The organism is Paenibacillus sp. RU5M, assembly GCF_900221055.1.
Taxonomy (GTDB): Bacteria; Bacillota; Bacilli; order Paenibacillales; family Paenibacillaceae; genus Paenibacillus; species Paenibacillus marchantiae.
Map to the genome: position 1 here is coordinate 482,377 of NZ_OBQM01000002.1, position 20,768 is coordinate 503,144.

The 20,768-nt window shown below is 46.5% G+C and carries 20 protein-coding genes; 3 read left to right on the top strand and 17 right to left on the bottom strand.

The genetic code is table 11. The features are described from left to right. The first annotated feature begins 113 nt into the window (after positions 1-113). Entirely contained in the window at positions 114-2,108 is a 1,995-nt protein-coding gene (locus CRO25_RS07825; RefSeq protein ID WP_097115750.1) for a beta-galactosidase, read from the top strand. 117 nt (positions 2,109-2,225) lie between these two features. On the opposite strand, the gene CRO25_RS07830 is transcribed toward CRO25_RS07825, so the two are convergent. The 3 genes from CRO25_RS07830 to CRO25_RS07840 all read right to left on the bottom strand — a co-directional run bounded on the left by CRO25_RS07830 (position 2,226) and on the right by CRO25_RS07840 (position 7,208). Continuing rightward, complete coding sequence (locus tag CRO25_RS07830) at positions 2,226-4,775, bottom strand: glycoside hydrolase family 2 protein (RefSeq protein WP_079694571.1); 2,550 nt, start codon at positions 4,773-4,775, stop codon at positions 2,226-2,228. Positions 4,776-5,034: 259 nt separating this feature from the next. Further along, positions 5,035-6,060, bottom strand: a complete 1,026-nt coding sequence (locus CRO25_RS07835; RefSeq protein ID WP_079694574.1) for a LacI family DNA-binding transcriptional regulator — start codon at positions 6,058-6,060, stop codon at positions 5,035-5,037. Positions 6,061-6,260: 200 nt separating this feature from the next. Continuing rightward, the gene (locus CRO25_RS07840) at positions 6,261-7,208 is read right to left on the bottom strand and encodes a DMT family transporter (RefSeq protein WP_079694578.1); all 948 of its coding nucleotides are present in this window, start codon (positions 7,206-7,208) and stop codon (positions 6,261-6,263) included. Positions 7,209-7,373: 165 nt separating this feature from the next. Between CRO25_RS07840 and CRO25_RS07845 the strand changes: the two genes are divergently transcribed. Then, entirely contained in the window at positions 7,374-8,249 is an 876-nt protein-coding gene (locus CRO25_RS07845; protein WP_079694924.1) for a LysR family transcriptional regulator, read from the top strand. Between the two features lie 21 nt (positions 8,250-8,270). On the opposite strand, the gene CRO25_RS07850 is transcribed toward CRO25_RS07845, so the two are convergent. The 6 genes from CRO25_RS07850 to CRO25_RS07875 form a co-directional block, all read right to left on the bottom strand. After that, complete coding sequence (locus CRO25_RS07850) at positions 8,271-8,753, bottom strand: tetratricopeptide repeat protein (RefSeq protein ID WP_079694579.1); 483 nt, start codon at positions 8,751-8,753, stop codon at positions 8,271-8,273. Between the two features lie 193 nt (positions 8,754-8,946). Next, positions 8,947-9,804 (bottom strand): heme o synthase, encoded by an 858-nt coding sequence (cyoE, locus tag CRO25_RS07855; protein WP_063563312.1) that lies wholly within the window; start codon positions 9,802-9,804, stop codon positions 8,947-8,949. A 158-nt stretch (positions 9,805-9,962) separates the two neighbouring features. Next, entirely contained in the window at positions 9,963-10,526 is a 564-nt protein-coding gene (locus CRO25_RS07860) for a hypothetical protein (protein WP_063563311.1), read from the bottom strand. A 234-nt stretch (positions 10,527-10,760) separates the two neighbouring features. Then, complete coding sequence (locus tag CRO25_RS07865; RefSeq protein ID WP_072732493.1) at positions 10,761-11,114, bottom strand: DUF3243 domain-containing protein; 354 nt, start codon at positions 11,112-11,114, stop codon at positions 10,761-10,763. 116 nt (positions 11,115-11,230) lie between these two features. Then, positions 11,231-11,785, bottom strand: a complete 555-nt coding sequence (locus CRO25_RS07870) for an MFS transporter (RefSeq protein ID WP_079694580.1) — start codon at positions 11,783-11,785, stop codon at positions 11,231-11,233. Continuing rightward, positions 11,782-13,182, bottom strand: coding sequence for an FAD-binding oxidoreductase (locus tag CRO25_RS07875; RefSeq protein WP_257018537.1), 1,401 nt, complete (start codon positions 13,180-13,182; stop codon positions 11,782-11,784). The genes CRO25_RS07870 and CRO25_RS07875 overlap by 4 nt, the downstream gene beginning before the upstream one ends. 174 nt (positions 13,183-13,356) lie before the next feature. On the opposite strand from CRO25_RS07875, the gene CRO25_RS07880 reads away from it, so the two are divergent. Continuing rightward, positions 13,357-13,545, top strand: coding sequence for a hypothetical protein (locus CRO25_RS07880; RefSeq protein ID WP_079694582.1), 189 nt, complete (start codon positions 13,357-13,359; stop codon positions 13,543-13,545). 134 nt (positions 13,546-13,679) lie between these two features. Here CRO25_RS07880 and CRO25_RS07885 read toward each other — a convergent pair whose 3' ends face one another. From CRO25_RS07885 to CRO25_RS07920, 8 genes are all read right to left on the bottom strand, one after another. Next, positions 13,680-14,609: an NAD(P)/FAD-dependent oxidoreductase gene (locus CRO25_RS07885; RefSeq protein WP_063563306.1), complete on the bottom strand. Its 930-nt coding sequence runs from the start codon at positions 14,607-14,609 to the stop codon at positions 13,680-13,682. Between the two features lie 197 nt (positions 14,610-14,806). Next, the gene (locus CRO25_RS07890) at positions 14,807-16,438 is read right to left on the bottom strand and encodes an S-layer homology domain-containing protein (protein ID WP_256863605.1); all 1,632 of its coding nucleotides are present in this window, start codon (positions 16,436-16,438) and stop codon (positions 14,807-14,809) included. A gap of 148 nt (positions 16,439-16,586) precedes the next feature. Beyond that, a complete protein-coding gene (locus CRO25_RS07895; RefSeq protein ID WP_063563305.1) occupies positions 16,587-17,189 on the bottom strand; it encodes a nitroreductase family protein in 603 nt (200 codons plus the stop codon). A 172-nt stretch (positions 17,190-17,361) separates the two neighbouring features. Continuing rightward, entirely contained in the window at positions 17,362-17,607 is a 246-nt protein-coding gene (locus tag CRO25_RS07900) for a hypothetical protein (protein ID WP_072732490.1), read from the bottom strand. Positions 17,608-17,787: 180 nt separating this feature from the next. Next, positions 17,788-18,558, bottom strand: coding sequence for an acyl-[acyl-carrier-protein] thioesterase (locus CRO25_RS07905; protein WP_079694583.1), 771 nt, complete (start codon positions 18,556-18,558; stop codon positions 17,788-17,790). Between the two features lie 55 nt (positions 18,559-18,613). Further along, positions 18,614-19,474 (bottom strand): AraC family transcriptional regulator, encoded by an 861-nt coding sequence (locus tag CRO25_RS07910; RefSeq protein WP_079694585.1) that lies wholly within the window; start codon positions 19,472-19,474, stop codon positions 18,614-18,616. A 160-nt stretch (positions 19,475-19,634) separates the two neighbouring features. Next, positions 19,635-20,183: a glutathione peroxidase gene (locus CRO25_RS07915; protein ID WP_079694587.1), complete on the bottom strand. Its 549-nt coding sequence runs from the start codon at positions 20,181-20,183 to the stop codon at positions 19,635-19,637. A gap of 99 nt (positions 20,184-20,282) precedes the next feature. Next, a complete protein-coding gene (locus CRO25_RS07920) occupies positions 20,283-20,723 on the bottom strand; it encodes a GyrI-like domain-containing protein (RefSeq protein WP_256336125.1) in 441 nt (146 codons plus the stop codon). Positions 20,724-20,768: the final 45 nt, after the last annotated feature.

The window sequence follows — 20,768 nt, forward strand, 5'->3', positions numbered from 1 at the left end:
AAAATGAAATAGACTCGACACTCTTCCACAAGATGATGATAGTGGAGTCATTAAGCACTGGCTTGAGCGTGCATGAAAATCATTATGTTCCAGACCAAAGGAGATTAGCATACATGAACCAAAACCGACCTATTCAAATGGGTGTTGATTATTATCCTGAACATTGGGACCCTAATCTGTGGGAGCAGGATGCCCGATTAATGGCCGATAGTGGTGTACGTATTGTACGTGTGGGTGAATTTGCCTGGAGTCGAATGGAGCCTGCCGATGGACAATTCGATTGGACATGGCTTGATCAGGCGCTCGATACCCTTCATCGCAATGGGCTCCAGGTGGTGATCGGTACACCAACGATGACACCACCACGGTGGCTCACCAAAAAATGTCCTGATATTCTGCCGGTGCTGCCAAGTGGACAGTTGTACCATGAAGGAGTCCGCGGCCACCGCTGTTATAACAGTTCGAGCATGCGGACGTACAGTGCACGAATTGTTCAGAAGCTGAGCGAGCGATATGCAGGACATCCGGCTGTGATTGGCTGGCAGACTGATAATGAATTCAGTTTCACGGATTGTCAGTGTACTGCTTGTTCAGAGGCTTTTCGCGAGTGGGTTCGAGCCCGTTACATTTCACTAGGGCAGCTCAACCAGGCTTGGGGTACTGTTGTCTGGAGTGGAGAATACAGCGATTGGGAACAGGTGACGCCACCATATGGCGGCTCTCCGTTTCAGAATCCTTCGTTCCTGCTGGACTACTCCCGTTTTCAGTCGGATTCCATTGTTGCTTTTCAAAGCATCCAAATCGAGATCATTCGGCATAACTGTCCCGATCATTTTGTCACTCATAATTTTCATAGCTATCCGCAAAAGGCAGATCAATATAAAATCGGTCAGGATCTGGATTTCGCTTCTTTTGATTACTATCCCAACCCTTCACCTAACAAAACGGACACCGCACCTTACAGTGGCGCTTTGTCGCTAGATCTAACACGTGGCATCAAACGCCGCAATTTCTGGATTATGGAGCAGCTTAGCGGACCTCCAGGATGCTGGTTTCCGATGTGGCGTTCACCCCAGCCCGGCTTCTTGCGTGCTTACTCATGGCAGACTATTGCCCGTGGAGCGGATGCGGTCGTGCATTTCCGCTGGCGCAGTGCCACTATAGGAGCAGAACAGTTCTGGCACGGACTGATTGATCACAGCAATGTTCCAGGGCGACGGTTCAAGGAGTTTCAGCAACTGTGTACCGAAGTGAACAGTCTGGGTGAACGCCTGCAAGGCTCAACATTGCAGAACGAAGTCGCCATCCTGCATTCGCATGATCAGTTAAACGCTTTACGAATTCAGCCACAGGCGGAAGTACTGGAGTACTACGAAAATATAAAAGTATGGCATCGTGCCCTAACCAAATGGGGAATTAGTACAGATGTTATCCATTCCTCGGAAGCGCTCGATGGCTACAAAATCATCATCGCACCGCACTTGTATCTGCTGGACGAGAGCACCGCGGAACGTCTGCAAGCTTTTGCAGCGGATGGTGGCATATTGGTCTTAACGCATCGCACCGGTGTCAAAAACGATAACAACGTCTGTGTCATGGAGCCACTTCCAGGTATGTTATCTGCTTGCTCGGGCGTGCGTGTTACCGAATATGACCCCATTGGTGGTGACCAAATTCAGATTCGGGATGAGAAGGGCAATACATATGCTGCCTCACAATGGGCTGATGTGTTGGAACTGGACACGGCACAGGCGATTGCGGTTTATGCGGATCAATTTTATGCCGAAAGTGCGGCTGTCACCCAAAACAACTGGGGTAAAGGCGCTGTCTATTATGTAGCGACCCAGCCGGATGAAGCTTATCTGAGCCAGTTACTGCAAAACATCGCTGAACAATGTGGCCTGTCCGGGATTCAAACTCTGCCAGACGGTGTCCAGGTGACAACCCGCTCAGGACCGAATGGAACGTTTCGTTTCATCCTGAATTTAAGTCCTGAATCTGGCTCCATTCCGTTGCAAGCATCATACAAAAGTGCATTGGATGGAACTATGAAAGGACCTCGATTGGAACTGGAGCCGTATGATATCGAAATCTTGGAGATTCAATAATATGTAACATCTCTGCGCTTAAAACAAAATGAACCATGAAAAGGCCCGGGTATGCACATCAAGTGCATCCGGGCCTTAAAGAATTGGGCGTTAACAACATAAACCAATCTTACTTGATTACAATTTGATAAAGTCAGCCATGGAACGAACCTGGATGGCCCCCGCCTTGGAGACAGCACCATCAGATCCTTGCAATTCCCCTCTGGCGGTGAACTTAACCTTCACAGGAATACCCGGAATGAGGTCGAAGAAATTGTCCGAGAACACCCCTTCTGCCTCAGTAGAAATCCATACTTGTTTTGCAAGTACATCACTTTCCAGGACCAGATGCACGCCATCATTCTCGGTAACTTCGGTTACCTTAATTTGCGCTGGTTGCAATGCAATATCCTTTGAAGGTGCAAAATAATGTTCCTGTGTGATGTCGGATGCCCCATCCTGCTTCAGATCAATACGCAGCAATGTTGTTGCAGCATCGCGACCTTCCAGCCATTCCGCCTGGCTCAATGACAGCACCTGTTGACCAGAGTTGGATGCCAGAGCGACTTCATGCTCTTCCTCACGATATACCGTGCCATCAAAGCCAATCAGGCGTATCTGGAGTTTGCCTTTCACAGGTTCAAGCTGATCCGAGATGAGGTAAATATCTGTCACATCTTCCTTCGTACCATCTACCGATACCAAGATATCGCTGAAGCTGCGTTTCGCGTAATATTGCAATGCTTTCCAACGTCCGAAGTAATCCATACCCGCCCAGGAAGCCACCGGCCAGCAATCATTCATCTGCCAGTAGAGCGTTCCCATACAGAACGGTTTGCGACGACGGTGAGCCTCAATGGCTGTTTTCATCGCCTCAGCCTGAAGCACTTGGCTCATATAGAGAAAGGATGGGAAATCCTTCGGCTCATGCATGTACATATCCATGTATTGTTTAATCAGACGATTACCTGCCCCGTTCTTCTGATGCGCCAGCATGACTTCAGACTCCAATGCCAAATCCTCTTCCTCCGCATACTTGCGAACCGAATCATACTCAGGGAAGGACTGGAAGCCATACTCACTCATGAAGCGTCCAACATGAACGTTGTAGTTCTCAAAGGGCTCCACATTATGCCACACACCCCAATAGTGGATATCCCCTTCAGATGTGGATGGGTGAGCATGCTGTTTCTCGTCTCCCGACAGTGATACCAGTGGTGAAGAAGGCCAATAATCCACACCAGGAGCATAGGCTTCAACCACTTCAGGCAAAAGATCATGGAAAATAGCTTCGTAATCCGCCCAAATGCGTTCTCTTTGCTCCGCGTTGTAATCTTTTTTCCAACCCCAGCCGCCATCCTCAATGTAATGTGCCCACGCTGAATCAATCTCGTTATTACCACACCACAGCACGATGCTTGGATGATTACGCAGACGTTTCACATTATCAATCGCCTCATGCTTCACACTGTTCAGGAAAGCCTCGTCTCCAGGATACATGCTGCAAGCAAACATAAAGTCCTGCCATACGAGCAAACCATATTCGTCACACAACTCGTAGAATACGTCTTCTTCATAGAAACCACCACCCCATACACGGAGCATATTCATGTTCGACTCGGCAGCAGATACAATCTCATGCAGATAGCGCTCACGTGTCACTTCTGTTATGAAGCTGTCGTTGGGAATGTGGTTCGCACCTTTGGCAAACACAGCAACTCCGTTTAACTCAAAATAAAAGGATGCTCCCGCTTTATCTTTGTCACGAACCAGACGAATGGACCGAATACCCGTTTTGACTGTAGACTCAGCCACAGCCTGTTCGCCCTGAATCACTTTCGTATGGAAAGAATACATATGCGCGTCACCCAATCCGCGGCTCCACCACAACTTCGGCTCAACAATAGAGATTGGAACCTCCACAGTTTGGACGCCCGGTTTCAGGGTTACAGCCTGCTCCCAACTCTGTTCATCCGTTCCTACTCGAATGATCGCTTCTATGGATTGCTCAGACTCCACTTCCACGACGGCAGTGAGCGAAGCGGAAGCAGCAGTTACTTCATTTTGCTGAATGAATACATCATTAATTCGTATGTCTGTCCAGCCTTCAAGGCGTACTTCACGCCAGATTCCGCTGGTTACAAAACGTGGACCCCAGTCCCAACCATAGTGGTACGGGGCTTTCCGTGCAAAAATACTCACTCTTTTATCGCCTAATCCCCCCACGTCAGATTGATCATTCGATGCAGGCAGGGCATATCCTAGTTTCTCCAGCTTCGGCAGATCTTCATTGATCGGAGAACGAAAACGTATTCGGAGTACGTTGCCACTTGCCTTTACAACAGATTTCACGTCGACTGTCCACACCCGGAACATATTGTCTGCCGACAACAGATGTTGTTCATTCACATACACATCTGCATATGTATCCAGACCATCAAAGACCAGCTCCAGATGCTGCGACGACAATAGTGCCTCATTCACATCAAATTCCGTGCGATATTCCCAGTCTTTCTTATCGACCCATTGAATTTCTTTTTCGTTAGTTCCATAGAAAGGGTCCGGTATTTTACCCAGTTTCAGCAAATCCGTATGCACACAGCCGGGTACGTGAGCCGGCATCCATTCCTGATCCTCACAAGCCTTGAACGTCCAATTCTGAAAAGTTTGCGATTGTATTTTGCTCATGACAGCCTCCGTTATCATTGAAGTATTTTTTTAAAAAAACATTTTGTTAGGTTTTGTTATTATAAAAACAAATAACTTACAAAACAAAATTAACATGATATGCTCAATTCAGTCAATCTGTTTTGTGGATTATTTCAAAAAAACATATCCGATAACAAAAAAAGACATGAAGCCCAATCTCTCCATGTCTTTTCACCCCAAGTTTATAGCGTCCTGGCGTGTGTTATTATTAACATTTCTAAATTCACGTTCGTTAGCTTCACGGCAAAATAGCATTGTACTCATCACGAATGATTAATTCCGAATAGATCAGTTTTCTTTCAAAAGGCCCGTCCGGATGCTCCAACCGCCATAATAACTGGTCCACCGCACGTCTGCCCAGATTCTCCTTATCGATATGCACCGTAGCAAGAATAGGCTCTTCTGCACGGGTATTATCAAACCCGGTTACTGCACAGCGCTCCGGCACCTCGATGTCCCTGCTTTGGAGTGCACCAATCACAACAGCGGCCATGTGGTCGTTGGCACATACCATCACTTCGGGGATATCCTCCATCTTCATGGCGATAATCGATTCCCGAATGTGATCCAGATCAGGTCCCAGCAAATCTGCTTGCTGCGAGACCTGCAGCTGCATCTCTTCCAGTACTGAACGATAGCCGAGCCATCGTTCTCTGAAACTGGCTGCATCAGGCAATTCGCCAGCAAACTGTAGCCGTCTGTAGCCCTTTCCAACGAGCATCAACACCAGTTCCTGCATACATTTCATGTTATCTGTAAACACCGTATCTCCATGAATTGCCGGGTCTTCATGATCAACCATCACAAGTGGAATATGCAGTCGATAAATCTCGAGCAATACGGATGTGGAAATGGAACCGACAGTTATAATACCGCTGATGGCTTCAGGATTCAGCACCGAAAACATGCGATCTGAGGAAGGTTCCGTCAAGGTCAGGATATCCATGCCCTTCTCATTCAGGCGTGCAGATATTCCCTCAAAGATGGGACCCCAGTACAGGGAGGATCGATTCTGCGAACGAATGTTAGGAAACAAGATCAGAATAGTCCCCTGTCTGTCTATCTTCATCTCCTGTTCAGCAGGGGTTTCCACTAGGAAACGTTTCGGTTCAGCTTTGAAATATCCGAGCTGTCCTGCCGTTCTGACAATCATCTCCCGGGTATGTTCACTGACACCAGGTTTACCGGTTAACGCACGAGAGACTGCGAATTTGGACACCCCCGCAGCATCGGCAATTTGCTGCATGGTTACTCTTTTGGCCATCCTTCTCACCCGTTTTTCCTTTATTTTTCATTTAGTGTAGCATAAAAAAAGGGATTCAACAAAACAAGTTATGAAAAAATTCATTTTGTTAGGTTGATAATTTGCTAGGGATTCTGAATCTCTGCTGGATAAATAACAAAAAAGTTCCTCCAACACCTTCACAATGAAGATGATGGAAGAACTCTTGCTTTATTTCAAAATTATACACCCGGCGCTCCCTGATCTCCCAGTTCGGTCTGTAATGCCGTCCGCTTTCTGCGCCAGAATAACGGATAAGGGACTCTGATCTCCGTAATCAGAACACTAATGAGCATAAGTGCTGCACCCGCATACCCTTGCAGAGTAAGGGACTCCCCTTGAAAGGTAAACGCAAATGCTGCTGCAAACAGTGGTTCAAGCGAAAAGATCAGACTCGTTCTCGTTGGTGAAGCATGCCGCTGGGCAAGAGTCTGTAAAATGTAGCCAATGCCGCTGCACAGTACTCCCAGACCCAGAATGGCCGCCCAAGATTGAGGTGTGTCAGGTAAACGTGGTGTCTCCAGCACAAATGTAGCAGCCAGCCCCCACAGGGCTGCAACGCCCAGTTGCACCGTTCCCAGCGTTAGTGGATCATGCTTCGGCGTATACTTGCCAGCAATCATAATGTAGATCGCGTACATTAATGCTGCGAGAATGCATAGGATATCCCCCATGTGCAGGCTAAGCTCATGTTGAAGTGTCAACAATGCGAGCCCAATTACCGCCACGAGAATACTTATCGTTAACCGCAAGTCTGGCATTCTGCGATGCAGAATTGTCGTCAGGATGGGCACAAAGATCACTGCCAAACTGATCAAAAATCCTGCCTGGGAAGCCGTTGTGCGCTGTACTCCATAAGTGATAAATACAAAGGCCGCGAATAACGCTGTTCCCATAATAGCCCCTGCTACAAGCGTTCCCCGATCCATTCTGAACAGTCGCCGATGGAAAAGGACAGCTGCCGCGATAAAGGCAATTCCAAACCGAAAAGCGACCAGATTCAATTCCTGCATGGACTCCAGTCCTGATTTCATAAACAGATAGGATGATCCCCATATTACCGTTGCGAGCAGCATCTGCAAATCTGCTCTTCTTGATGCCTGACCTTGTGGTGCACGTACTCCGTTCATCTTGCTTCTACCTTCATTCTATGTATTGTAATCTAACCGAGGCTCTATCGAACTAACTCGCCTTGGCAAGTATAAACGATCTCTTTGCATTATTAAAATGAATATTTATAATATTTAATATGAAATAAACTCATGTATTATATGAAGAGAGGAACGGAATCTTTCATGTCATTGGTCAAATACGAAATTTTGAATGCCGTAGTGGAATACGGCAGCCTCACCAAAGCAGCAGAAGCATTGAATATTACCCAATCAGCGGTCAGTCATGCGATCGCCAGTCTGGAGACCGAGTGTGGTTTTTCGCTGCTGAATCGAGGCCGCTCTGGTGTACGACTAACTGCCGAAGGGGAACGGATTCTGGGCTATACTCGTGAAATTCTGCGTTGGACGGAACTGATGAACCAGGAAATTTCGTTGATTCGCGGCGCCGAGATTGGAACCGTTCGTATTGGCACATTCGCCAGTGTATCCACGCAGTGGCTGCCTGGCATCCTGAAGCAATTTCGCCTCGGTCATCCCGGAATCGAGATTAAGCTGTGGGAGGGCGACTACGCAGAAATTGAAGGCTGGCTGGCTGGAGGTGCAATCGATCTCGGTTTTCTGTCCCTTGGCGATTCTTCGCCTTTTGAGACAATTCCATTACAAAAAGACAGGATGATGTGCATCCTGCCTCTGGAACATCCACTCGCTACGGAGAAGTCTGTCTCATTTGATGTATTGCTGGAACAGCCCTTTATTTTGCCTAAATGGGGTGGTGATAACGAGATCGAACGGTTGATCCGACAGCATGCGGCCAAGCTGAATGTGGTCTATGAGGTCGCCGAAGATCAGGCCATCATGGCGATGGTTCGAAACGGTCTTGGCATCAGTCTTTTGCCTGAAATGGTTCTTCAACACCATACGAACGAGCTCGCTCTTGTTCCACTCACTGGAGATCCTTATCGTACAATTGGCATCGCTTGCCCGTCTCTCACCAATCTGTCCCCCGCTTCGCGTCGTTTTATTGAAGCGGTACAGGAATGGCTAACTCCATCGTTATAATCGGTCCTCCGTTGACTCAACCTAATCCCATACCCGATCCAGCTGGTCTGCATAGAAACGGATGGCTCTGCTGTAGTCGGTTATTCCCTTATCCTTTGATGTATCAGCCAGTTGTACCAGCAACCGCTTCATTGCCTCCGCATGCTCGCCCAGATTGTAGAGCACCATGGCAAGAAAAACTTCAAATTCCCGGTTCTCCGGGAATTCACTTAATCCCTTTTCAAACCAGGCCTTCGCCTGCTCATACTGCCCCAGAGTCCGATATGTGCTGCCAAGTCCGAGTATGGCACCTGTCCTGTCCTCAACCGGAAGCCGAAGACTTAGAGCCTTCTCATAATGCGGTACCGCTGCCCGCTCCAGTCCAAGTGAATCATGAGCCCAAGCCAGCTGGTACCAAACCTGTGCATTGTCTGGTTCCTGTAACGCCAGTTCCTGCAGCAGCTCTATCGCCTCCTGCATTTCCCCCTCCGTTCTCAAGAGGATAGCCTGCTGTAAATCCTTCATCTACTCCACTTCCCATTCTTCCAAAATCATTTTCCAAAGTATAATTATAGCAAAAAAACACCCCGAGAAGTATGCCGGAACAACCACAGGTTGTCCAAGTCTATTCTACAGCGTGCTTTTTCGTAAGGTGCCACAGCTAACTCTGCATCTTCATATTCGAATTTTTCACAAAAATACAAAACTGATGAATTGCTCAGGACCAGGTTGTGTTTGCCACCATGACAATGAATACAACCATGAGATAATTGACGGAGATCAGAAAGTTAACTTTGGCCCATTTCTCATCATCCTGAGTTTTCAATCCGCTTAGTGTATGGACAAACCAGATCAGACCACCAATGACGGATACAAGCAGAAACACAAGCCCAACGTAGTTGTAGTAATACAACAGAAATACAGCAGGAAGCAACAGAAATACATAAGGAATCATCTGCACCTTTGTGCGCTTCACACCTTTGACTACCGGCAACAGTGGGAAACCGGCTGCACGATATTCTTCCACTCTGCGAATCCCGAGTGACCAGAAGTGAGGTGGCTGCCACAGAAATAACAGCGCAAACAGCAACCAGGCACCTGCGTCAATCTGATTGGTTACCGCACAATAACCGATTACAGGCGGCATCGCCCCCGCAATTCCACCCAATGATGTACTCCAGGTCGAGCTGCGTTTGAGCCACATCGTGTAGATCACGATATAAGCAAACCATCCGAGCAGTGCCATCCAACCGGATAACGGATTGACCAGGAAGTACAGCAGCACAAAACCAACTACACCAAGTACAATTCCATACCCCAATACAAACTTGGGTTTAAGATGATTGATGTAATCAATCCGTTTTTTGGTGCGCTCCATCTTCTGATCCAACTCACGATCCCAGTAGTTGTTAATAACACATGCCGAAGCGATGACCAAGGTTGATCCAATCAACACCATGAGTAGAGATATCCACGAGATATCCCATTTTGAAGCGACCCAGAACCCTACCGCTACCGCAAACACATTCAGCCGCAAAAGTCCGGGTTTCGTTAATGCAATCATGTCTTTAAGCATGAGAAGCCTCCTGAACTATGTAAAAACACCATTCCTATAATGATACATGTACATACCATGAATTACAATCTCCTTCATGAATTTGTCATAACCAAAAAGCATCCCTGCCGGTTCAATGGAACCGGAGGAATGCTTAACCGTTGCATTTTGATCTAATTTTATGGAATGTATTGCTGTACAATTTTGATCACTTTTCCATCCTGTACAGTGAGGTGATACGGGAATACGGACAGATCAAGAATATTGGTATTGTCATACAAAGATTCGAATTTGCTGAGCGCCACTGACTCATTCCATTGAATAGTGGTGCCCGACACTGTACCATCACGATCATATAACTGCATCAACACTTCAGCATTAGCACTTACTTCTACCTTTTCCTGCTCTTTGCTGTCATTGACAATATAATAACCATCAGGAGCACCATCTATACCAGAGCCCGGATTGCGTTGTTCAAAAACTTTATCAGCCTCTGCACCTTGGTACCAGCCAATCTTGTCTACAATCAAGTACAATTTACCATTCTCATGCTGTATGTCTTCCACATACGCTGTAAACATCTCGGAGTTTGCAGCCTGCGCTTTGGCAGAAGCCTGTACAGAGTCCGTGCTCTCCTCAGCGTTCGCTGGTGTAAGTAAATATGTAGCAAGCACAATCATGCCAAGCAAGGCAACAGCCGCACCCAGCATTCGTAATTTCCATTGTTTCGCCGCGTTCTTCATAGGCAGCATCTCTCCTTATTATGAACGTTACTATTCCTTAACCGGAAGGCTTTCTCTTCAAACGCTCATATGAATATTTAATCTTTCTTTTACTCTCCCTATCATACTGGGTGTACACACTGCAAAAGTATCAGCCAGATGAAAAATAGTTACAATAGGTGTCATCAAAAAGAAACCCTGAATGCCATGGCATCCAGAGTCTCTATTGGCTTAGCTTTTAATTTCAGCTCAATCTTAATGATTCGGGGTTGAACCTTGTGCCAGACGCACTAGCATATGAGCCAGCATATGGCGCTCTTCCTCTTTCCCGACATTCCACAGTTCTTGCAGCAACTTCTCTTCACGGTTACGCGGCTCTTCCCGGGCTGCCAAATAGTCGGCTACTTTCTCAGCGATTTTGGCCATCTGCTCCTCACCCAGTCCAATCGATTCTCCCATTGCAATTCGTTTGCCCAGATATCCTTTAAAGGCATCAAAGTTCTGTAAAATCTGTTCCCGTTCCTCCGGCGCAATCTTATCAATCGCATTGTCTACCTTGTCGGTTGAAACTTGTCCATCTTTATGGATAACATGATTTTGTTCATTCATCTGAAAAACCTCCTTGAGAATACTCGCTTTGTGGAATGTAAGCAAAATGCTTAATCATACCAGGTTATCTATAATATAAACTTCTCGCTGGAGATTAATCAGACCATTTCTATCCTTTAGCCATCAGCTGCTTCCTCAGAAATGCTTCGTAATCGCCATACTGCCAGAGCTCCCCACATATACAGCATGGCACTCAGATAAAATAATACATCGATCGTCAGCCAATCAATCAGCACACCGCCAACAATAACCGCAAATCCTGAAGCAGCAGATGTCCAGAAATGATAGTTACCTACAGCTGGGCCCCGTTGCCCAGCCACCGTATAATCGGCGAGCAGCACCCGTTCACTCATTCGCTGCATCGCATTGCATGTCCCCATCATCATTTGCAGCAGCAGCACCCAGATGTAGGAAATGACCCACGGAAATGCAATCATGGCTGCGGCCATCCCCACCGAACTTACAATGAGCCACTGCTTGGCGTGTCGATCCATCCGGGGAGCGAGCCATTGCGAAGCAGTAGCCGAACTGATTGTAAATACGGCAAAGGCAAGCCCATATTTGGAGAAGCTGTTACCTAGATTTTTGAGAAACAAAAGATAATACGGATAAATCATGCCCGAAGCGAGCGTAACGATACTTTGAGATCGAACAAGCCACTTGATATTCATGGATGATTTCCTCCATACTGCTCCATAAAATAGTTCATAAATAAATGATTCGGATCCACCTTTTCTTTGGCTGCAAAAAACTCATTCTTCCGCGGATAAGCCTGTTCGAATTGCTCTGAAGTCGCATAACCTGAATAGGGCAGATAATATGTTCCGTTATATCGAAGGACTGCATCTATCAGCTGCTGCATACTGCCCTTGAACTTCTCTTGTTCAGCCTCAGACAATGAAGCGTGAAATAAACAGACAAGACCGAACATATCCTGCGTCGCATAGGAAAGCACAGTTTCTTCATCATGTTTCACAAACCTGACTGTAATGTTGAGCAAATCCAATTGCTCCTGGGATACAATCTCTCCCATCTCCTGAAGAAATGCGGGGAAGACATCCACCGGAATAAAATATTCCTGCAGCAGATCATTTTCACCCGGCTGATGATACTCCATGAAGGCAGACGCAGAAGCCATCGCATTGTTGCGGCTGAGCCTCTTGCCATCCTGTGACTCGAAATACCGCTGTTGCAGCGGCCAAAACCAGGCCCGCCCCCATTGGAATTCACGGTTCAGGTTGAACAGAAGTTTGCTGGTAAGCACGCCTCTTTCACGTTCATCCAGACGATCATAATCATCCAGTGAAGCCATTGGATCAGAGGCATAATTCAATGCGTACATCTCGCGAAAATAGCCTTCACCGGGCTGAACTGAAATTCGGGCCAGATGCATACGCATCATCGCGCCTCCCAGGACATTCTTTTGAAAATAAGTCGGGTAGTCCTCAACCTGCACCTGCTCAGTTGTGAGACGATAGACTTCGTCATCCGTTAACGTCAACGTAACGTCCAAAATCACGCCAAACAGTCCGTAACCCCCAAGTACAAGCGGGAAAAGCTCTGCATTCTCCGTGCGACTCACTTGCCGAATCTGACCATCTGCCGTCAAGAGATGAAAGGAATCGACACTTTCAATCAAGGAACCCTGATGAAGCTCCCGACCATGTGCATTTACACTGATAGATCCGCCTACGGTGAAAATATTCTGGGACTGCATATTTTTGATCGCCAGTCCATATGGGTTAATGGCTCGCTGTACGTCAGCCCAGGTCGCCCCAGCCTGCACACGCACCTTTTTGGCATCGGTATTGACTTCCAGCACTTTGTTATACGAGGTCATGTCTATGACAATGCCGTCTTTATAATAGGTGTGTCCTCCCTGACTATGGCGCTGCCCGGCAATCGATATCGTTAGGTTCCGCTCTCGGGCATCTTGAAGCAGTTCAACGAGCTGCTGCTCTTCATGACCTTCGACCACACGTTCAACCTTAACCGGATGAAGGCGGCTGTAGTCGGTAATCAAATACGGATTCTGATCATCGCTATCCGTTCTCCAATATGTCCACACACATAAAATCAGAAGTAACAGGAGCATGCTCGTTTTTTTGAACAGATGAACTCCTCCTCCCCCAACACCTAGCGTTTCAATTTGATTTGATTGGTTAATCGTTTACATATACATTACAAGGATTGGATATGTTAAGGTACACCTTAAACATACCTGAATAAGGAGGAATTTTCCATGAATGAACATAAAAAAGAACGAAAAAACAAAGATCTACAGCCTGGTGTGAATACAATTATTCAACCCGACCCGAACAATCCTGGCCCAACGGACATGATTGAAGAAGCCGTAGGAGAAATCGTAGACAATATCACCCATCCTCACAAAGCCAAAACAATAGAGACCCGCAATACAAACAGCAAATAATTTCAGACCATACTTTTGTAAACAGCTTGCGTACAACGCAAAAAGTCCTCCAACCTTTGTCTTAACGGTCGGGGGACTTTAAAATTGTTTTTTCTATGAATGGGGCTGTTCACCATCTGCATTTTAATTTGCGTTTAGATCTGCTTCACCTTATTTTCCTTTTTCATCTGTTGCAATGCCTTGTGAATCCAGATCGCGGCAATCGAACCTTCGCCCATGGCAACCGTAGCTTGTTCGGCGTGCAAGCCCAGATCTCCGGCAATCCATACATTAGGCGCGGCCTGCATGCTTCGCGCGTTGGCTTCGACGTGTTTATTATCTGCGATGACGGCTCCAAGCTGCTCTGCCAGTTCATAATGTACACGATTGCCTCCAAACGCAACAAATCCACGCTCTGACTCAAAAATCTGTCCATCTTCCGTCAGCACACCCGTAATATGGCCATCTTCCATCTGTTGCACTTCTTGGACGGCGGCCTCAAGGTAACGAACTCCTGCCTCTTTCATGCTTCGATGAAGCTCAGCGGAGATTGGCGACTGCTCATGGTTGATATACAACAACTCATTGGTACGTTGAATCAAAACCATAGCCATATTTGCACCGGCTTCGCCTGCACCCAGCAATATCGTGCGCTGATCCTGAATCTCATATCCATCGCAGTCCGGGCACACATATACTGTTCGTCCCAACGTAGGCCTCAATCCCGGAATAGCTGGTATCCTGTCCGTTAGTCCGGTTGCCAGTAAAACTGTTTTCGCCATATATTCAGAGCCGGAAGAACCGAACAATTGAATCTGTTCTCCCCGGCGTCCTGCCTTGATGATACGGTCTTTCTCAAAATTTACTCCAGTCTGCTCAGCCTGCATTCTGCCTTTGGAGCGCAGCTCTTCACCGGATACTCCATCGGGGAAACCAAGAATATTATGATAGGTTCGGCATAACGTTGATCTGCCTTCTCCTGCGTCCACTACCAACACCCGATGAGAAGAGTAACGCCCCATCTGAATAGCCGCCTGAAGTCCTGCGAGTCCTCCACCTACTATAATACAATCATACTCTCGCATGCTCCATCTCCCTCCTATGCTTCTATCTCTTATATGTTATTGGACAGTTCACTATCCTTCTATCCATTTACACCGTTCAACCAAAATCAAACGTAATCCGTTACAACTTAGCTTTTACCAAAATAAAATAACCCAAACCATCCGTCTGAATAACGGTGTGTTTGGGTCGGTTTAAGAAAGAATTATAATTTCGGAATTTAGAAAATGTATGATTCAAATCGTGAAGCGTTCGAAATGGCATTCCATACATCTGCCGTCTCTCCGCCCATATACCAGTAGGCCAATCCGGCAATATTACGCTCTCCGCTCATCATTACTTTCGCGGATAATGAACGACTGTCCTCTGCCCATATATATCTCGGCGAACCGTTACTGTTATAGCCGATGACATATTGGACCAGATCTGCATCCCATCGTCTCACGGAACCTGAAGCTCGTGCACGAGTTCCCTGTTCTGCCAGGGTGATATCCCATGAACTGGCTGCCGGATTAACGGAAGACCAATCCCGTGTATATAAGGGTAGAGCCAGAATTGTTTTGGCGCGAACTACCTCAGCGAGCATCGTATCCAAAGCCCTTTCAACCCAAGGAAGAGATGCCACAGACCCTGCTTGCGGATCGCCGTTCCAATGTTCCTCATATCCCATCAGTACCATGTAATCCGATACGGCGCCCAATTGCGCATAATCAAATGCATCGGTCCAGTCTGTACCCAGATCGGGTGATACATCCACGGATACAACTGCGCCCAGTGTGTGCAAAGCCGTTGTCAGGGAAGTAATAAATGCAGTCATTCCTTCACGATCAGCTGGCAGTACGTTCTCGAAATCCACGTTAATGCCATCCAATTTATATGTTTTCACCAAAGAGGTGACCTGTGAGATCACGGCCGCCCGGTTGGCTGAGCTGGATAACATTTGGTGGGTAAGGTCCGGGTTCGAACGATTGCCAAGCAACGGCCATACCTGTCTGTCTGTTGCAGATGCCCATGATAATAACGATGTGTCCGTGAGATCCGTGACTTTCATGCTGCTATTCAGGAAGAACCAACGGGGAACCAGTGTGTTTGCTTCCGATTGTTCGATCTGTTTCTTGAACTCAGCTGTAGAGGCGTTATATTGCCATCCCAGCTGAATACCGAGCTGATCCTCGCTTTTCAGCTGATCTGACCAGGTTTTCTTTTGCAAAATGGCATCCAGCATCACTGCTGCCTCTTCTCTGGTCACTTGGTCATGTGGGCGAAATCTGCCATCACTTCCGCGCATCAATCCAAGCTGATATACGGTCTGCACATAAGGACGTGCCCATTCAGATATCTCAGCTGCATCGTCATATGTGGATGAAAGAAGGTTCGTTGATTTGGAAGATTGTTTCAGCATCCTCACCAGCAGTGCAGCCGCTTCTTCCCGAGTAATGGAGGCGTTTGGCTGGAACACGCCCTGACTCTTGCCCTCAAGAATGGAAAGATTGGTCATGGCTGCAACGTTGCCGTAATACCAAGCGTTCATGCTGACATCGTTATAGGGATTAATATTGTTTTTAACGGGCTTCAAACCTAGCAGTCTCACGGCAAATGTTGCAAATTCAGCACGAGTGACTGCCTTTTTGGGTTCAAACGTATTCTCGGAGGTTCCGGCAGCAATTCCCGCCTTTACCAGATGTGCAATGGCATCCTTGGCATAACTGGAGGTTGTATCCTTGAACACCTGCTGAGCCGCTGCTGCCTGAGCTGTGGATTCACCGATGGTGATTGATCCTATCGCCAGTACGCCGCACAAAATAGCATTCCATAGCTTTCGGCGGGTACGTTTGTATATTCTATTATTCACATCAAAAAGCCTCGCTTCATTGGAGTACGATCTACATCATCGTATCAAATTGAAGCGAGGCCGTATGTGGTTAAATAATGGGAAATTCGCTGAAACGAGGCACCTCAATCTTTTCAATTAAGGTCGACGTTCGATCCAGGTAAAAGTCTTACTTGTGTACTTTTACACGTTGTTCAATCGGTTGGAATTCTTTCTCGCCTGGTGTTGCTGTTGGTTTGCCGAATGGCATTTGAGCGATCAGTCTCCAGTTCTCCGGAATGTTCCATTCCTGTTTGACTTTCTCATCAATCAGCGGGTTATAGTGCTGCAGGGAAGCGCCCAGACCTTCTTGTTCCAAAGCAGTCCAGATCACCAGTTGCAACATACCGTTAGATTGGTTCGCCCAGATCGGGAAGTTATCCGCATAAGCTGCAAAATTTTGTTGTAGCTGCGCAATCACATTGTTGTCTTCGAAAAAGAGTACTGTACCATATCCGCTGCGGAATCCAGCCATTTTTTCAGCTGTAGATTGGAAAGCTTCTGCATTGCCAACCACTTCACGCAAAATTTCTTCCGTGTGATTCCACAGTTTATCGTGTTGTTCACCGAGCAATACTACGGCACGAGATGTTTGTGAGTTGAATGAAGTCGGAGTGTATTTTACCGCTTCTTCCACGATTTCCTGGATTTTAGCATCCGAGATTGTGGATTCCTTGCTGATTCCATAATAAGATCTTCTGTTTTTCAACGCTTCAAAGAAAGATTTAGACATAAATATTCGCCTCCCAAAATGGTATTTCCTAAATTGCCAACATAGTAACTATAATATAGTAACATACATTAGTCAACAAACTATTTTATTTTCACTAAAGGTACATCTAGTCATTTCCTTTTGAATAGGGGGATTTAAGTATCATTTTTAACAGCAATTGAATTGATTCTGATCACTGCGACTCACGATAATCTGCTCGATATTTCTCTTCCGTTGACGAATTGCTTTTGGTCTGATCCTTATTCTTCTCTTCCTGCTTCTCCATATTCAGATCTTCCATCGGAATGGGGTCCACCGTCTGCTCTTCTTCATGCTGGTCAAGCAAACTTTCCTGCTCTGTCGGATACTGCTCCGGATTATCATGGGAACGATCCTTATGTGCATCCTTGTTATTTTGATCCGGTGTGCGCTCTTTCATTCGTGATTCCTCCTCAGTTTTCATTTACCCTTCTTTTACCTTTTCTGTCTGGCTTCTAAACACGGCGCGAAATATGCGATGAACGTAACAGGTGCATCTATATCTGCATCAGGAGATAAAAATAGAAAAAGCCAACCAGAACGGACTGGTTGACTTCATCTACTTGTATTCAGTTCCATTTCATTGATCAATGGGCGAGTCAGTTGAGTCTCCAAGACTTAATTTGGCTTCAAAAATAATGCTCTCATTCTCTTCAGCCAATCTTCCTCGAACCCACACAGCTCCCTCTGTAACCTCTGAACGCTCAACAATCATTAACTCCTGCATACGAATCTCACGATGATATGAAATTTGCAGGCGGATCATACCTTCAGCCAGTTCATCCAGTGTTAATGCATCACAACAGACGTCTGCATACCGGGCGTTGTTCATATGCCCATTACTGTCTGTGCTGCTGTATTGTACAGTTAAACGATATTGTTCCTGCAAGCTGAGTTCAGAAGGGACCGTCACTTTAGCAGGGGCTTCACCTAAGGATAAATCAGGATGCGATTTCACTTCAAAAGGTAAAGCTGATGGTCTGACGACTCTGCGTCTCTTCAGATCGACCAACGCCCAAGCTGTACGAGCCTCAGCCAGATGTGTTCCCTCTCGATCTGTAAGGATATAATCCCTTAACCATGTCACACCTTTATTTTCTTTATGCCACGTCTGCAAGGATACTTCTTCTTCCAATCGGGCTGGGCGCATGATTGTGACATCTGTCGTTAATAGCATCCAGCCCAATCCCTGATTCAGTATCTGCGATACGGTAACTCCCATACCTGCTAAATCACGGTCTGCTGCCAACTGCATATGCTCCAGTAAAGCAGATGCACGACATTGTGATTTGTAATCGGCATCGGCTGATCCAATTCGGTAATCAAGCTTGAATGGTTGTTCTGATTGCATTCAGTAACCTCCTCAGGCTGTGCAGCATGTAAAATTTTTGATCCGTAACGCTACATTAATCAAACGAACGATGTAATCGACTACGGTACAGATCTGGTGCACACCCTACACTTTGTTTGAACATTCGACTGAAATGGGATAAACGTTTGAACCCGGCTAACCTGCTGGCCTCTGTCACACTAATATCCGGCTGGAATTGGAATAACAGCTTGGCCTGATTAATGCGGCGGTCATACACATATTTAAATATGGTACTACCCGTCATTTCTTTAAACAATCCGGCCAGATAAGGCTTGGACAGATGAAGCTCACTTGCCAGATCATCCAGACCAATGTCCTCCATATAATGGGTTTCGACATAACCAATGATATGCTGTACATGCCGCTCCTTCTCGGAAGAGGGAAGGTGGTCCTCGACCCTGCCTCGGCAGATTCCAGCTATAACATACAGCAGGTCACATAAACGAACGTTCATGCGTTCCTCTTTGAAATCCCCCGGATTCACGGTAAGCTGATGCAGACTCAACAGCAAGGCTTCGAATTCGGAGCGGATATTGCCTGTCAGATTGATCCGGCAGTTTCTCAGTTCTTCGAACGGCTTTAACACCTCGCTCACTCGGTCCGGATGCAGACTGCTGCGGATGGCCGAGGGATCAAAGTGCAGCGTCGTTCGCACATAAGGTCTGCCAGGCATGGGATGTGGCCGATGAAGGGTCATGCCATGCATCAGGACCAGGTCACCCGGTTCAAGGTTGTAGACTCGATCTCCAATCAGATAGGTACATTCGCCATCATGAAAATAGTACACCTCATATTGTGGATGCGAATGAAATCCGTCCGATGCTCCAGGGTCGTACGTGCTGGTGGAGCGATAGCTATATTCCAATGGACCACTAAATTGCATTACACTTGGCACGTTCAAGTACCTCCTGTTCTGGAGAGGTTTCTTACCATTTTACCCGTTTCACATCATGTCGGATAGTACTGGACAGACTTTGAAATATAGAAGACCATGCACATATCCGCTTGTTTGCACGGTACGTGTCATGGCCCTTTGGGAGATTGGGAAAAATAACTTACAGAAGCTGTTCTATACTCGCCTGAATCTCGTCAATCGAATCAACAGGTTCAAAACGTTTAGCCACATGCCCTTCGGCATCAATTAGAAACTTCGTAAAGTTCCACTTGATCGCATCACCATGCAACCATTCCGGTGCTTTGTCCGCCACCATCAGCTTTAGCAGTTTCGCTTGCACATCTGACTCATCAAAACCTGCAAAAGGTCCCGACTTTTTCAAAAAGTCATACAGCGGATGCGCCGCTTCTCCATTGACATCCATCTTGGAGAACATGGGGAATTTCACACCATAGTTAATCTGACAAAAGGTCTCCGCCTCTTCGCTGCTTCCCGGTTCTTGCTCCGCAAACTGATTACACGGGAAACCAATGATCTGAAGCCCTTGCTCTTTATATCGGTCATAAAGCTTCTGCATGTCGTCGAACTGATGTGTGTACTTGCACTTGCTCGCTGTATTTACGATCAGTACAGGTTTTCCTTCGTATTGATAGAGTGGGAAACGTTCTCCACTCGTTTTGGTTACGCTAAAGTCATAGATGGTTGGCATAAGATTGGTGCACCTCGCGATGTTATGTAGTTATACAGACTCATATGAATTTCTATTATATACGAAATAGAAGATTCTGTATCGTAAAAAAGCCTATAACTACTGCAACGCTGCGAACAAATCAATCTCATTATCGGGATGATCAGGTTGATATCGTTCATCCCAAATTTCAAAATCATAGTCCTTCAGTTCATATCCCGTTTCACCAATCCATTGAGCGTATAAATAATCATATGTAGCATCAAGCTCCGATTCAAGCCCTTTGTGTGTGCAAGTCACATACTGGCTTTCCTTGAATGCGTGAAGAATCATGTCAGGTGGGGCAGCGCTGTCTGCGAGCACCTCATGACCAATCAGATGTGTAAACACATCCTCCTTGGGATTAAAATTTGCGTCCATAGGATAAATCTGCATCAACATGACATTATCATTTTTCCGATGCTGAATCTCATCTTTTCTATTGACCAGTTGTTCATGATGGATCTTTCCAAGACCCGACTCAAACACGGCAACCGTGGCTTCAATTTTGTACCCTACCACCTGAAAGCGGGCAAATTTACAACTTTAGCTTCCATATATGATCCC